The following is a 14,427-nucleotide window of genomic DNA, read 5'->3' as shown; positions in this document are numbered from 1 at the left end:
CTTCAACGCAGGGTGGCCGAGCCGACCAGCGTGGTGGCGAACTGGGACTCGCACTTCGCGGCGCCGTCGTCGGCCAGCGTCACCCGCAGCTGGTCGCCGGGGCAGACGCCGGCGACGAACTTCACTGTCAATTGGCCGTCGTAGTGCCATCGCTTGCCGAACTTCCTGGCCGCCAGGTTGGACACGTAGGCGGTGTACATCAGTCCGTGGCCCAGCGTGCCGCGGAAGCCGCGCGCCTTGGCGAAGGCGTCGTCGTAGTGAAGGATGTCGTTGTCGCCGTTCAACTTGCCATAGTTGTCGAACATGGCCTGGGTCTGCAGGATGGTCTTTTCGATCATGACGATGCTCACTCGGGAAAGGCGGAGGTGTGGAGGACGCTGCAAAGCCTCTGGCCATCTGCGCGCTTGAAGTCCACGGCGTAGCAGATGTACTTGCGGCCTTTCCTCTCGAACTTCTCGGTCACGCGGCCACCCGCGACGACGTCGGTGGTCTCGTCGGCCCAGATCGGGTGGTAGAAGTTGAAGGTGTTGCCGATCATGATCCCGCCCTGCTGGGGCGGGTACTTGCGGTACATCACGGCCATCATGTAGACGGCCAGCACGTTGGGCGGCGCGGCCTGCCGGCCATCGATCACGAAGTTCTCGCGGTCGGAATCCGTGACCGACAAATACTCGTCCACCACTTCGGGCGTGATCGAGAACGCCAGCGTGGGGAATTCCGCGCCGACCTGCCAGTCCTTGTACAGGGCGGCAGGCTGCTCGCCTTCCCGGGGTTTCACTTCGGTGGGCCATGTCATGACAACGTCTCCTTCAGTCGGTGGTGGGTGATGGGTCGGGTGATGAGCCGGGCATGGGTCGGCCGTCGCGGACCACGCGATCGCGAACCAGTGCATCGATGGTCGTGTCGTCGTAGCCGCATACACGGGTGAGCACGTCGCGGGTGTGCTGGCCCAGCCGGGGCGGGTAGGCGAGCGAAGCCCCGCCGGCAAACTTGAACGGGCTGCCCAGGAACTTGAGCGTGGCGCCGGTGGCCGGGTGCGGCACGTCTTCGACCATGCCTCGCAGGCCGGCCAGGGGCTGGCTCACGGCCTGGGCCACGTCGTTGACGGGACCGGCGGGCACCCGCGCTTCGAACAGGTCCTTGCTCCATTCCGTGGAGGTGCGCTTGCCGAACTCCTGCTGCAGGATGTGCGTGAGCGCGTCGGCGTTGTCCACGCGCAGCTTGGGCGTCTGGAAGCGCGGGTCGTCCACCAGCTCGGCGCGGCCCATGGCCTTGCAGAAGCCCTGCCAGAACTGCTGCCCGGTCGGTGAAATGGCGACGAAGCGGTCATCCAGGCAACGGTAGATGTCACTCGGGGCGATGGTGGGATGCCGCGCACCATTGGCCCTGGGCACCTGGCCTGAAACGAAATAGTCCTGCGCCTGCCAGGTCAGCAGCGCGAGCTGGCAATCGAGCAGCGAGACCTGCACCAGTTCGCCGGTGCCGGTCTTGAGTGCACGCAGCATGGCCGCCACGCAGGCCAGGGACAGGTACAGGCCGCCGGCCAGGTCGGCGATCTGGTAGCCGACCCGCACCGGCGCCCCCTCCCGCTCGCCCGTGATGCTCATGATGCCGGCCATGGCCTGCACCACCAGGTCGAAGGCCGGCGCCTCGGAGTACGGCGGCCGGTCGTGCAGCCCGATCAGCTGCGCGATGGCCAGCCGCGGATGGACGGCCAGCAGTGCATCACGGTCCAGGCCCAGGCGCTCGGGCACGCTGGGTGCAAAACCGTAGATCACCGCATCGCTTTGGCGCACCAGGTCATAGAAGACCTCGCGGCCAGCGGGGCTCTTGAGGTCCAGCGCCAGACTCTCCTTGCCCCGGTTCACCGACAGGAAGAAGGCCGAGTCCCCCTGGAACTCGGCGCCGCGCCGCGACAGCTGGCGCGCCATGTCGCCTTCGAGCGGCTCGACCTTGATGACCTCGGCACCGAGCTGCGCGAGCAACTGACCGGCGAAGGGGCCACCGAGGACCCATGTCAGGTCCAGGACCCGGAACGATGAAAGCATGGAACTTGCGAACGGCGTGGTGTGTGGCCGGAATGTTCCGCACTTCCCCCCCGACCACCAATCGAGTTCCTTGCGCGAGGGCTTGAGTTGAACTCACAGCCCGGTCACGTCATCGGGCCTACTGCGCTACGAGCGGGTTCGACACGCGCCGCAAGTCCTCCACGAAAGCCTCGAAAGCCTGCGCCATCTGCTCCGCCGGCAGGCGCAGCAGCGACGAGGGATGCACGGTCACCAGGACGCGCAGGCCATCGGGGCGCTCGTGCCATCGGCCCCGTTCGCTCATCACCGCCACCGGCCGGCCGAGCAACGAGCGGGCGGCCGTGGCACCGAGCGCGACGATTGCCCGCGGCCGCACCAGCGCGATCTCTTCCTCCAGCCAGTGCCGGCAGGCCAGCGCCTCCTGTTGCGATGGCGTCTTGTGCAGCCGGCGTTTGCCGCGCAGCTCGTGCTTGAAGTGCCGCACGGCGTTGGTGAGATAGGCCGACTCACGGGCGATGCCCGCCTGCTGCAAGGCGCGGTCGAGCAGCTGGCCGGCCGGACCGACGAAGGGGCGGCCGCGCAGGTCTTCCTGGTCGCCGGGCTGCTCGCCCACGAACATGACCGCCGCCTGCAGCGGCCCCTCGCCGCACACCGCCTGGGTGGCCGACGCGCCGATGGGGCAGTCGCGGCAGTGCTGCATGTTGTGGGCGAGTTCGGCCAGGGTTCCGGCAGCGGGGCGTTCGGGCGCCGGCGCCGACCAGATGGGGATGCGTGGCGTCGATGCGGACGGCGCGGCATCGATCATGTGCGCCGTGCGCTGCGCGGCAGCGGCCGCCAGCGGTGCGATGGCCTGCGCTTCGGGCAGGTTGCGCCAGTAGCGCCGGGGCATCTCCTGTTGCATCACCGGCAGGTTGAGGCGGGCCGGGTTGAAGATGCTGCGGTAGTAGGTGAGCCACAGCGCTTCGCCGGCATCGGCCGCGGGTGCGTCGGCCCGAGCGGCGCCGCCGCGCACCTGCAGCCGCTGGCCGTCCCAATCGAGGCAGCAATCGGGCGTGAGGATCGCCCAGTGCATGTTGGCGAAGCGGCGCTGGAACCAGGGGCCGTTGGCTGCGGTGATGCGGTGCCCGGGTTCGAACCAGGCGACGTGCAGCGGGCCCCGGGCGTCGCCCGCGCGGTCCACGGTGCGAAAGCGCACGAAAGCCCGCATCTTGTGCATGTCGCGCTGCACCGCCTTGGCCATGCGGGCCAGCTGCAGCCTGTCGGCATCGAGCGGATCATCCCGCAGGCCGGGCTCGTGCAGCAGGCGCCACAGCAGGCGATAGAGCAGCGCGAACCGCTGCGGATCGCGGTGCAGCACGACCTGCTCGCACAAGGCGAGGAACGCGGCGGGGACGGCCAGCGTGCTCGCGCCGGTCGCGGCCCCACCCGACGGCTCGCTGTGGGCGAAGAGGTCGTCGTCCGCCGCGCCGACGCTCCAGGACACCTGGTGCGGCGCCATGCCCTGCGCGACCAGCCGGCGCGCCTCGCGCCGGAACCCGGCGAGATCGGTCTCGTGGGCCAGGCGCGCGGTGGCCATCAAAACAGCGAGCCCTGCGCGGCGGCCGACGAGGGTTGGGCGCAGGCCAGTCGGCGCAGGTCGGGGGTGGGCGCGGGCCGGTGGCCATCCGCCGTGGTGAACGGCAGCACCTTGCGCAGCGGCACGTTCAGACGACGCAGGTCGTCGGCGCGAACCCGCCGCACGCGCCGCGCCAGCAGCAGCCGATCGACCGCCTTGACGCCCAGGCCCGGCACGCGCAGCAGCATCTCGCGCGGGGCGCGGTTCAGGTCGACCGGGAAGCGCTCGGGATGGGCCAATGCCCAGGCGAGCTTGGGATCGATTTCCAGGCGCAGCATGCCCCCCGTGCGCGGCGAGGCGATCTCGTCGGCCGCGAAGCCGTAGAAGCGCATCAGCCAGTCGGCCTGGTAGAGGCGATGCTCGCGCTGCAGCGGCGGTGGCTTCAGGGGCAAGGCGGCGGCCGAGTCGGGGATGGGGCTGAAGGCCGAGTAGTAGACGCGCTTGAGGCGATAGGCGCCGTACAGCTGCGAGCTGGTGGCCAGGATGGTGGCGTCGTCGGTGGCGTCGGCGCCCACGATCATCTGCGTGCTCTGGCCGGCCGCGGCGAAAGGCGCGGGCGCGGCACGTCCCGCGCGCGCCTTCGGAAGGGAGATGACCTGCCCCTGCGCGGCCTCGCGCGCCTGGGCCTTGGCATCGTCGATGTGCACGCGCAGCCGCGCCATGGAGCGCTTGATCGCCTGCACGTCCTTCTCGGGGGCCAGCGCCCCGAGGCTCGATTCGGTGGGCAGCTCGATGTTGATGGACAGCCGGTCGGCGTAGCGGCCGGCGCGCTCGAGCAGCTCGGGCGCCGCGTCGGGGATGGTCTTGAGGTGGATGTAGCCGCGAAAGTCGTGCTCCTCGCGCAGCCGCCGCGCCACCTCCACCACCTGCTCCATCGTGTAGTCGGGCGAGCGGATGATGCCGCTGGAGAGGAACAGGCCCTCGATGCAGTTGCGCCGGTAGAAGTCGAGCGTGAGCCGCACCACTTCGTCGATGGTGAAGCGGGCCCGCGGCACATCGCTGCTGGCGCGGTTGACGCAGTACAGGCAGTCGTAGCGGCAGTAGTTGGTCAGCAGGATCTTCAGCAGCGAGATGCAGCGGCCATCGGGCGCATAGCTGTGGCAGATGCCCATGCCTTCGTTGGAGCCGATGCCGCGGCCCTCGGTCGAGTCGCGCCGGTTGCCGCCACTGGAGGCGCAGGAGGCGTCGTACTTGGCGGCATCGGCCAGGATGGCGAGCTTGGCGTTAAGGTCCACTGTATGAGTTTACAGTGGTCGAGGCGACTCACCGGACGTCCCGCGCGCCGAGCGCCGCGTGCAGAGCCCAAGCGCGAAGAATTCACGCGCGGGCCGCCACCCATCCGGTCTTCAGCTTGGCTTCGCGTAGGAATCGGCGCTCATCACCTCCAGTCCGACGAAGGTTTCGTCGCCCTCGACCCAGGCATCGTGGCCGGGCGGAATGGTGTACGACTCGCCCGCCTGCAGGGTTTTTTCCGAGCCGTCGCTCATGCGCACGCGCAGCCGGCCCGAAACCACGTGGCCCACGTGCGAGGCCTGGCAGGAATCCGTCTTCACCACCGGCTTGACGCATTCGGACCAGCGCCAGCCCGGCTGGAAGATGAAGCGGCCGAGCGTGTAGCCCTCGAGCTTGACGACCTCGACGCGGGTCTTGTCGGGAGTGCGCAATTCGTCGGGGGACTCGTGGGATTTCACTTCGAACCTGCTGACCGAAACGGGAGTCGCCATGACAGCCTCCTGGCGCTGCAACAGACCGTGAACCGCGCGGCCACGGGGTGGACCTGCAGGGCTCGCGGGCTCCGCTGGCCTCGACCAATATAGGCCGCGCGCGGCCTGCCGTCTCACAAGCGTTTGCTGCTATTGCGACAGTGTGTTCGCCCCTGCCGGCTCGGGCAGCCGCTTGCCGAACGCCTGTGCCGCCAGCTTGCGTATCTCCCCGATCAGGGCCTGGCTCGCGGTGGACGGTTCCGTGTCGCGCCGGTACACGATGCCGATCATGTGCGTGCCCAGCCAGCTCTCCTGGTCCGCCGCGTGCAGGGGCAGCTCGATGACGTTGCCCGCTTCCTTCTCGATGCGCGCGGCGTCGTAGCGCGTCAGGCCGATGCAGTCGCTGGCCACCAGCGTCGAGCGGAAGAAGTGGAAGGAGTCGGTGCGGATCACGCTGCCGCTGAAGGGCGTGCCGCGTTCGCGCATCTGCTGGCGCAAGACCTTCTCCAGCGGCGCGCATTCGGACAGCACCAGCCAGGGGTAGGAGGCGATGCTGGCGGCGGCGGCGTCCTGGGCCCGCAGGATGGGATGGCTGGAGCGCACGACCAGCGCATTGCGGTCGAACAGCAGCGGCTCGGACACCAGCTCCTCGGCGAATTCGTCCTCCTGCAGGCCGACGATCGCGAAATCGAGGTCGCCGCGCAGCAGCGGCTGCAGCAGGCTGGCCCGCGTGCCGAATCGGTAGTTGATGGTCAGGCTGCGCGCCGCCTGCACCAGGTTCAGCGTGGCCTGCGGCAGCACCTGGCTTTGCAAAAAGCCCGGCGTACTGCCCACGTTCACCTCGCCCATGGACACATCGCGCAGGGCCCGCGCATCGCTTTCGAGCTTGCGCAGCTCCGAGTCGACCAGCTTGGCCCGCTTGAAGATGGCCTGGCCGAAGGAGGTCAGGGTGACGCCGCGCGCCGTGCGCGTGAACAGGGCCACGCCCAGCTCCTGCTCCAGCTCCTGCAGGTCCTTGGACAGCGAAGGCTGCGAGACGTTGAGCTGGGTGGCGGCCTTGTTGATGCTGCCGAGTTCGGCCACCGCCAGGAAACGCTTGAGCGTGCGGAAATTCATGGAGGGGTATTCAAGCTGCCGATAGCCGCGGCCAAAAATTGTATTGGATCGATATAGCGCCGCTGCCTATGCTGGCCCCTTTTTGCGGAGGCATGCCCATGGATGTCGGGCGGCGGCTGGCCGAAGAACGTGAACAACGCCTGCGCACCGCAATGCAGCAGGCGGGCCTGCAGGCGCTGGTGGTGGCGGGTGATGCCTGGCGCAGCGACTACCTGCGCTATGCGGTGGACCTCACGCCGATGGAGGGCCTGGCCGTGGCCCTGGTGGTGCCGGGGGCCGCGACACGCGTGTTCGTCGAACACCCCGCTGAAGCGCGGCGCATCGCCGCCGAGTTGCCCGGGTGTTCGGTGGGCTGGCATGCCGACCCGCAGCGCAGCGCGCTGGAAGCGGTGGCGGCGCTGGCCTTCGAGCGCGTCGGCCTGGCGCCGGCGCCGGCTGCGCCCGCCCTGCTGGCCCGATCGCTGGGCGCGCAGGCGCCGCTGGCCACGCGGCTGATGGACGAGCTGATGGTGCGCAAGTCGCCGCTCGAGGCCGACGCGGTGGCGCGCGCGACGGCCCTCGCCGACGAGGGCTACGACGTCTTCCGCCGCGCCGCCGTGCCCGGCAAGCGCGAGTTCGAGCTGATCGCCGAGCTCGAGGCCTGGTTCCGCTCCAGGGGCTGCGCCGAGAACTTCATGATCATGGGCTCGGGCGGCACCGAGGTGCGCACCATGCGGCCACCGGGCGACCGCGTGCTGCAGCCCGGCGACCTGGTGACCACCGAACTCACGCCCTGCGTGGACGGCTACTACGCGCAGATCTGCCGCACGCGGGTGATCGGCGAGCCCACGGCGGTGCAACGGGCGGCCTATGCGGTGTTCGAACAGGCGCTGGACGCCGGCATTGCCGCGGTGCGGCCGGGCGCCACGCATGGCGACGTGGCCCGGGCCCAGAACGACGTGTTCCGGGCCCATGGGCTGGGCGAGTACGTGACGTCGCAGTACACGCGGGTGCGCGGCCACGGCATGGGCCTGTTCGTCGACGGCGTGCACGTGCTGGAAGACGTGCCCCTGGTCCTGGAGCCCGACATGACGCTGATCGTCCACCCCAACACCTACCACCCCCAGGCCGGCTACATCGTGCTGGGCGACACGGTGCGCGTCACCGCCGACGGCTGCCAGGTGCTCACGCGCACCACCCGCTCGCTGGCGCAACTGTCCCGCGGAGGGTCCTGAGATGCGACGCGGACTCATGAAGTGGCTGCCCGAGGAAATGCCCGCCGAGGTGCTGGACGGCCGGGTGCAGCGGCTGCAGGCGGTGATGCGCGAAGACGGCCTGCACGCGGTGCTGGCCTACACCTCCTTCGCCCGGCCCGCCGCCGTGCACTGGCTCACGCACTTCACGCCCTACTGGAGCGAGGCGCTGTGCATCGTGCCGCGGGAAGGCCACCCGGTGCTGCTGGCGGCGCTGACGCCGCGCGTGCATGCGTGGATGCGCGAGGTCTCGCACGTGGGCGAACTGGTGTCGGCCCCGAAGCTGGGCCCGGCCGCGGCCAGGTGGCTGGCGGAGCACCTGCCCGCCGACGCGCGCTTCGGCGTGATCTCACCCGACGCCCTGCCCTGGGCACTGAGCGAGCCGCTGCACGATGCCTTCGGCGCCAGGCGCCTGGTCGACGCGACCGAATCATTCCGGCGCGTGCGCCAGCCCGCCGACGAGGCCGAGCGCGGGCTCGCGCGACGCGCCGCGTCCATCGCGCGGGCCGCGATCGATGCGGTGCCGCCCGGAGCGCGCGACACCTGCGCCCTGGCCGCGGCCGCCGATGGCAGCGCGCGGCGCGCGGGCGCCGAGGAAGTGCTGCTGCGGGTCGCGCCCGACCTGCGGCGAAGCGACGCACTGCTGCGGCTGGAAGGCGAACGCGCCTTGGCCGCCACCCATGCCGTGGAACTGTCGGTGGCCTACAAGGGCGTGTGGGTGCGGCTCGCGCGCAGCTTCGCAAGGGGCGATGCCCCGCCCGCGTGGGCCGCCGCTCAGGACTGGTTCGACCGGGCCGCAGCGACGCCGGCGTCGCTGCGCGCGCTGGCCGAAGGCCGGTTGGCGCCACCTGCAGGGCACGCGATCCGCTGGACGCTGGAAGCCTGCACCGGCCTGCAGCCGCTGTCGGTGGTCGCCGCGGGCGAAGCCGGCCAGGTGGTCGGCGCGGCTTCGCTGCCGACCGGCACCCTGTGCGTGCTCAGCGCGAGCAGCGAGGCCGGCGGGCAGCACTGGGTCGGCGGCTGCGCGCTGGCGATCCTGCCCGAGGGGCTGCGCCGCCTCGACCGATTCCACTGAAGCCGACGATTCCAACCAACGGAGACATGCCGTGATGACACCCCGCCTTTCCTTCACCCGCCGGGCGCTGGTCTGCGCCGCGATCGCCCTGCCGTTCGCGGCCCACGCGCAGGCCGACTACCCGAGCAAGCCGATCCGCATCGTGGTGCCGGTGCCCCCGGGCGGGGCGGCCGACACGCTGGCCCGGCTGATCGGCGACCGGCTCACGGCCAAGTGGGGCCAGCCGGTGATCGTGGAGAACCGCGCCGGGGCCAACGGCAACATCGGCGCCGACATGGTCGCCCAGGCCGCGCCGGACGGCTACACGCTGCTGGTTTCGCCCCCCGGTCCGCTGACCATCAACAAGAGCCTCTACAAGCGACTGAGTTTCGATTCATCGACCTTCGTGCCGGTGACGGTGATCGCGGCCAACCCCAATGTGCTGCTGGTGCACCCGAAGGTGCCGGCCAAGACGCTGCCGGAGCTGGTCGCCCATGCCAAGGCCAACCCGGGCAAGCTGAACTACGCGTCGAGTGGCGCGGGCTCGACCACCCACCTGGCCGGTGAGCTGCTCAAGCAGCAGGCCGGCATCCAGGCCACGCACGTGCCCTACAAAGGGGGCCCGCCGGCCTATGCCGACCTGATGAGCGGGCAGGTGGACCTGATGTTCCAGGGCCTGGCGACCGCCATGCCCCAGATCCAGGACGGCAGGCTGCGCGTGCTGGCGGTGGGCAGCGCCAAGCGCCATCCCGCGCTGCCGGACGTGCCCACCTTGTCGGAGCTCATGCCGGGGTTCGTGTCGGTGTCGTGGACCGGCATGGCCGCGCCCGCGAAGACGCCACCGGCCATCGTGGCCAAGCTGCAGGCGGCGATCGCCGAAGGCCTGAGCGACGCCAAGGGCGTCAAGGGCCTGGACGTGCGCGACCTGGTGGTCAACACCCCCGCCGAGGCCGCCCGGTTCTTCAGGGAAGAAGAGCAGCGCTGGGGAGACATCATCCGCACGCAGGGCATCACGCTGGACTGACGAATGACGCAAGAAGCCACCATGAACACCAGCCACGACATCGTCACCGGGCCCACGGACTGGCGCGGCCCCGAAATGAAATCGCGCACCGACTGGATCCACCACTTCCAGCCGTCCGAGCTGGCCGAGATCGACGCGGCGCTGGCCACCGTGCGCGCACGCGGCAAGACGCTCGAGACGATGACCGGCGAGGACTTCCCGCTGCCCACGGTGGGCAGCGTGCTGCGCAAGGCCCGCGAGTTCCTGGAGGACGGCGCGGGCCTGTACCTGCTGCGCGGCTTCCCGGCCGTGCAGTACGACAAGGCCGCCTTGCGCACCATCTACTGGGGCCTGGGCAAGCACATGGGAACGGCGGTTTCGCAAAGCTCGAACGGCGACATCCTGGGCGACGTGCGCAACATGAACGTGGACATGAACAGCCCCAAGGGCCGCGGCTACACGTCCAACCAGAAGCTGACCTACCACACCGACAGCTGCGACGTGGTGGGCCTGTTCGTGCTGCGCACGGCGCGTGCCGGCGGGCTGAGCATGATCGCCAGCTCGGTGGCCGTGCACAACGAGATCGCACGCATCCGGCCCGACCTGCTGGAGGTGCTGTACCAGCCCTTCTACTGGAGCTGGCAGGGGCAGGAGGAGCCGGGCACCCCGCCGTTCTATCCCCAGCCGGTGTTCACCCGGCACCAGGGCAAGTTCTCGTGCCGCTACGTGCGCACGCACATCATCTCGGCACAGCGCTTCGACGAGGTGCCGCGCCTGACGCCGATGCAGGAAGAGGCGATGGCGCTGTTCGACAGCCTGGCCGGCAGCGATGCCTTCCACTTCTCGATGATGTTCCAGCCCGGCGACATCCAGTTCCTGAACAACCACGTGACGGTGCATTCGCGCACCGCCTTCGAAGACCATGACGAGCCCGAGCGCAAGCGACACCTGCTGCGCATGTGGCTGTCGGTGCCGAACAGCCGCGAGCTCAGTCCCGCGCTGCACACCATCTACCGCGACCCCGCGGGCGGAGCCGTCCGCGGCGGCTTCCCCTCACGCACGGGCCGCTACATCTACGAGACCGTCGGCAGCCTGGAATGAACACACCCCCCCGAAGCGGCTTCGCCGCCTCCCCCCCAGGGGGGCGCAACCAGCGGCCCGGCAAAGCCGGTTCCGCGGTTGCTGCTGGAACGGCCCGCCGCTGCGCGGCGGCCTGGGACATCCCCACAGCGGAAAGTGGGCGTCGACGGCCATGAGCGGTTCCGAGCTTTATCAGGCGCAGCAGGGCCGCATCACCATGGCGCTGGTGGGCGACACCATGCTGTCGCGGGCGCTGCGCCCCTACCAGGAGCGTGACTACCTCGCGCTGGCCGAGCTGCTGCGGTCCGCCGACGTGAGCTTCGCCAACCTCGAGAGCACCGTGCGCGAACCCGAGGAAGGGGTGCCCAACTTCACGCAGGGCACGCCCATGACCACGCCGCCGGCGCTGCTGCAGGACCTGAAGTGGATGGGCATCGACGTGGTATCGGTGGCCAACAACCACTTCACCGACTACGGCGTGGCGGGCGTGCTGGCCAGCCTCCGCCACCTGGAGCGCGCAGGTATTCCGTTCTCGGGCGCCGGGCGCACCTTGATGGAGGCACGGCGCCCGGCGTACGTCGACACGCCCGCGGGTCGGGTGGCCGTGGTCTCGGCCACCTCGTTCTACCGGCCGTGGAACCGCGCCGCCGACTCGCGCCCGGACAGCGCCGGCCGGCCGGGCATCAACCCGCTGGGCTTCAGCACCTCGCACACCGTCGACGACGCCGCGCTGGCGGCCCTGAAGCGCATCAGCGATGAATTGGGGCTGACCCAGGAGCGAACGCGCCACCGCACCATGTTCTATAGCGCCAGCGAGGCCCCGGCCGACGACCCCGACAGCCTGATGCTGCTGGGCACGCGCTTTCGCAAGGGCGAGCGCTTCGGCACCCGCACGCGCGTCGATGCGAAGGACGCCGAGGCCAACCTGCGGTGGATCCGCGAAGCGCGCAAGCAGGCCGACTGGGTGGTCTTCTCGTTCCACAACCACGAGTTCGGCGAAGCCGGCCGGCGCACCGCGCCCACCGAGGTCGAACTGGAGGAGACCGCCGAATTCGTGGCCCAGTTCGCGCGTGCCGCCATCGACGCCGGCGCCCACGTGGTCGCCGGACACGGCCCGCACCTGACCATGGGCGCCGAAATCTACAAGGGCTGTCCGATCTTCTACAGCCTGGGCAACTTCGTGTTCCAGAACGAGACGATCGACGCCTTCCCGGCCGAAGCCTACGGCCGCTTCGGGCTCGATGCCCACGCCACGCCCTCGGAGTTCCTGGACGCGCGCACCGGCAACGACAGCCGGGGCTTCCCGGCGTCACCGGAGTTCTGGGAGAGTTGCGTTGCCGTATGCGAGTTCGACGCCGGCGCGTTGTCTCAGGTGCGGCTGCATCCGCTGGACCTCGGCCACGGGCGCCCGCGCGCGCAGCGTGGCCGGCCGGTGCTCGCGCGTGGCGAACAGGCGCGGCGCATCCTGGCGCGCATCGACCGGCTGTCGCGGCGGCTGGGCACCGAGCTGCAGTTCGAAGGCGACACGGCCGTGTTGCGGCTGGCGCCATGAGCGGGGCCCTGCTGCCGCGCGTGGCGGTGCTCGACGATTACCTGCACGTGGCCCGCGAATGCGCCGACTGGTCGGTGCTGGAGGGTTTGTGCGAGGTGGACTTCCTGCACCGGCAACTGCAGGTGCCCGACGAAGCGGCGCAGGTGCTGGCGCCGTACGACGCGCTGTGCCACCTGCGAGAACGCACCCCCATGCCGCGCAGCCTGATCGAGCGCTTGCCGCGGCTGAAGTTCATGACCGTGACCGGCAAGGCGCACCGCACGCTGGACCTGGCGGCGGCCACCGAGCGTGGCATCGTGGTGTCGCATGTCTCCGCGCAGGAGATGCCGAGCAACGCGACGCCCGAGATGACCTGGGCGCTGATCCTCGCGGCGGCGCGCCACGTCGCCTACGAAGACCGCATGGTCCGCGCGGGCCGCTGGCAGAACACGCTGGGCCTGCTGCTGGAGGGGCGCACGCTGGGCCTGCTGGGTCTGGGGCGCGTGGGGCAGAAGGTGGCCGCGATCGGCCGCGCGTTCGGCATGCGGGTGATCGCGTGGAGCCCCAACCTCACCGCCGAAGCGGCGGCCGTGCACGGCGTGGTTCGCGTGGACAAGGAGGCCCTGTTCCGCGACAGCGACGTGCTGAGCGTCCACCTGGTGCTGAGCGAGCGCTCGCGCGGCGTGGTCGGGCGTGCGGAATTGGCGCTGATGAAGCGCAGCGCGCTGCTGGTCAACACCTCACGCGGACCCATCGTCGACGAAGCCGCGCTGATCGACGCGCTCGCCTCCGGCCGTCTCGGCGGAGCCGGGCTGGACGTGTTCGAACAGGAGCCGCTGCCGGCCGACAGTCCGCTATGCAGGCTGGACAACGTGGTGCTGACACCGCACCTCGGATACGCCACGCGCGACACGTTCGAGGGGTTCTACCGCAGCACGGTGGAAGGACTGCTGGAGTGGCTGCAGGGACAGGGCGGGAGTGCTCGCGCAATCCACGGTCGCCTCCACCCTTGAACCATCCCGAGACGGTGCGCTCGCGCGCCTGAGAATCAGGCCTCGGCGAGCTGCGCCGGCGTCTTGTAGCTCTGCACCTCGGAGAACCGCTTCACCAGGTAGTCGCCCGACTTGATCGGCGCGTGCCTGGGCGGCTCATCGGCCGAGCAGAACCCGGGCAGGCAGCGCACCGGCGTGTGGTAGTCCAGGTTGAAGAAGGTGGGAATGGAATAGCGCTCGCGGCCGGTGCGGTTGGCCACCCGGTGCAGGTTGGAGACATAGTGCTCGTTGGTCCAGACCTTGACCATGTCACCCAGGTTGATGACCAGCGTGCCATCGACATAGGGTGCCGCCACCCACTCGCCGCCCCGCGTGCGAAGCTCCAGCCCACCGATCGGGTCCTGCGCCAGGATCGTGATCATCCCGTAGTCGGAGTGCGCCGCCGCTCCCAGCTCCAGCTGCGAGGGGCTGGATTGCGGCGGGTAGTGGAACAGGCGCGACTGCACCATGGGCTTTTGCGTGTACTGCAGGAAGAAGTCTTCCGGCTGCCCGAGCGCGGTCGCGAAGAGGCGCAGCAGCCGCTTGCCCAGCACCAGCGTCTGCTGGAAGTAGGCCTCGGCTGCCTCCTTGAGCCACGGCTTGTCGGCCGGCCACTTGTTGGGGCCGTGCAGCGGCAGGCCGGACTGCACGTCCGGATCGGTCAGCGGCAGGTCCATGCCGACCTCGTAGCTTTCCTTCAGGTCAGGCTTGAAGCCCGGGTGCTGGGTCACGCCATAGGGCATGAAGCCGCGCCGGAAGCGCTCGTCGATCTTGTCCTTCAGGCGCTCCTCCAGGGGCAGGTCGAAGTAGCGGCGGGTGGCGTCGAACACCCCGTCCACCACGGCCTGGGGCACGCCATGGTTCTTCACGTAGAAGAAGCCGGTGTTGGTGCAGGCCGCGTCGAATTCGCGGGCCAGCGGCTCGATCGAGCCGCCCGCGATCCAGTCGCTCAAGTCGAGGATGGGCATCTCTTCGGCGGATGCGCGGCGTGGGGCGGCGAGCTGGTTGTCGGTGGCGGACATGGGGTACTCCTGG

The 14,427-nt window shown here is 69.9% G+C and carries 14 protein-coding genes; 6 read left to right on the top strand and 8 right to left on the bottom strand.

All coding sequences use genetic code 11. The annotated features are described in order from the left end of the window. Positions 1-2: 2 nt before the first annotated feature. The 7 genes from JI739_RS20195 to JI739_RS20165 all read right to left on the bottom strand — a co-directional run bounded on the left by JI739_RS20195 (position 3) and on the right by JI739_RS20165 (position 6,461). A complete protein-coding gene (locus JI739_RS20195; RefSeq protein WP_201685796.1) occupies positions 3-338 on the bottom strand; it encodes a MaoC/PaaZ C-terminal domain-containing protein in 336 nt (111 codons plus the stop codon). An 8-nt stretch (positions 339-346) separates the two neighbouring features. After that, positions 347-796, bottom strand: coding sequence for a hypothetical protein (locus JI739_RS20190; protein WP_201685794.1), 450 nt, complete (start codon positions 794-796; stop codon positions 347-349). 13 nt (positions 797-809) lie between these two features. After that, complete coding sequence (locus JI739_RS20185) at positions 810-2,048, bottom strand: CaiB/BaiF CoA transferase family protein (RefSeq protein ID WP_201685792.1); 1,239 nt, start codon at positions 2,046-2,048, stop codon at positions 810-812. A 118-nt stretch (positions 2,049-2,166) separates the two neighbouring features. After that, positions 2,167-3,603: a UdgX family uracil-DNA binding protein gene (locus tag JI739_RS20180; RefSeq protein WP_201685790.1), complete on the bottom strand. Its 1,437-nt coding sequence runs from the start codon at positions 3,601-3,603 to the stop codon at positions 2,167-2,169. After that, complete coding sequence (locus JI739_RS20175) at positions 3,603-4,877, bottom strand: putative DNA modification/repair radical SAM protein (protein WP_201685788.1); 1,275 nt, start codon at positions 4,875-4,877, stop codon at positions 3,603-3,605. Before JI739_RS20175 ends, JI739_RS20180 begins: the two co-directional genes overlap by 1 nt. 111 nt (positions 4,878-4,988) lie before the next feature. After that, positions 4,989-5,366, bottom strand: coding sequence for a cupin domain-containing protein (locus JI739_RS20170; protein WP_201685787.1), 378 nt, complete (start codon positions 5,364-5,366; stop codon positions 4,989-4,991). A 129-nt stretch (positions 5,367-5,495) separates the two neighbouring features. Next, a complete protein-coding gene (locus JI739_RS20165; RefSeq protein WP_201685785.1) occupies positions 5,496-6,461 on the bottom strand; it encodes a LysR family transcriptional regulator in 966 nt (321 codons plus the stop codon). 98 nt (positions 6,462-6,559) lie between these two features. Between JI739_RS20165 and JI739_RS20160 the strand changes: the two genes are divergently transcribed. From JI739_RS20160 to JI739_RS20135, 6 genes are all read left to right on the top strand, one after another. After that, the gene (locus JI739_RS20160) at positions 6,560-7,675 is read left to right on the top strand and encodes a M24 family metallopeptidase (protein ID WP_201685783.1); all 1,116 of its coding nucleotides are present in this window, start codon (positions 6,560-6,562) and stop codon (positions 7,673-7,675) included. A gap of 1 nt (position 7,676) precedes the next feature. Continuing rightward, complete coding sequence (locus JI739_RS20155; protein ID WP_201685782.1) at positions 7,677-8,768, top strand: aminopeptidase P family N-terminal domain-containing protein; 1,092 nt, start codon at positions 7,677-7,679, stop codon at positions 8,766-8,768. 34 nt (positions 8,769-8,802) lie between these two features. Further along, a complete protein-coding gene (locus tag JI739_RS20150) occupies positions 8,803-9,771 on the top strand; it encodes a Bug family tripartite tricarboxylate transporter substrate binding protein (RefSeq protein ID WP_236589932.1) in 969 nt (322 codons plus the stop codon). A gap of 21 nt (positions 9,772-9,792) precedes the next feature. Next, positions 9,793-10,851, top strand: a complete 1,059-nt coding sequence (locus JI739_RS20145) for a TauD/TfdA family dioxygenase (RefSeq protein WP_201685778.1) — start codon at positions 9,793-9,795, stop codon at positions 10,849-10,851. A 151-nt stretch (positions 10,852-11,002) separates the two neighbouring features. After that, the gene (locus JI739_RS20140) at positions 11,003-12,382 is read left to right on the top strand and encodes a CapA family protein (RefSeq protein WP_201685776.1); all 1,380 of its coding nucleotides are present in this window, start codon (positions 11,003-11,005) and stop codon (positions 12,380-12,382) included. Then, positions 12,379-13,374, top strand: a complete 996-nt coding sequence (locus JI739_RS20135) for a D-2-hydroxyacid dehydrogenase family protein (protein ID WP_201685775.1) — start codon at positions 12,379-12,381, stop codon at positions 13,372-13,374. Before JI739_RS20140 ends, JI739_RS20135 begins: the two co-directional genes overlap by 4 nt. 35 nt (positions 13,375-13,409) lie before the next feature. Here the strand turns inward: JI739_RS20135 and JI739_RS20130 are convergent, their stop codons facing one another. Then, a complete protein-coding gene (locus JI739_RS20130; protein WP_201685773.1) occupies positions 13,410-14,414 on the bottom strand; it encodes an isopenicillin N synthase family dioxygenase in 1,005 nt (334 codons plus the stop codon). Positions 14,415-14,427 lie beyond the last annotated feature (13 nt).

The sequence above is a fragment of the Ramlibacter aurantiacus genome, assembly GCF_016722895.1.
Lineage (GTDB): Bacteria > Pseudomonadota > Gammaproteobacteria > Burkholderiales > Burkholderiaceae_C > Ramlibacter > Ramlibacter aurantiacus.
This window is presented reverse-complemented; position numbering and strand designations above follow the sequence as displayed.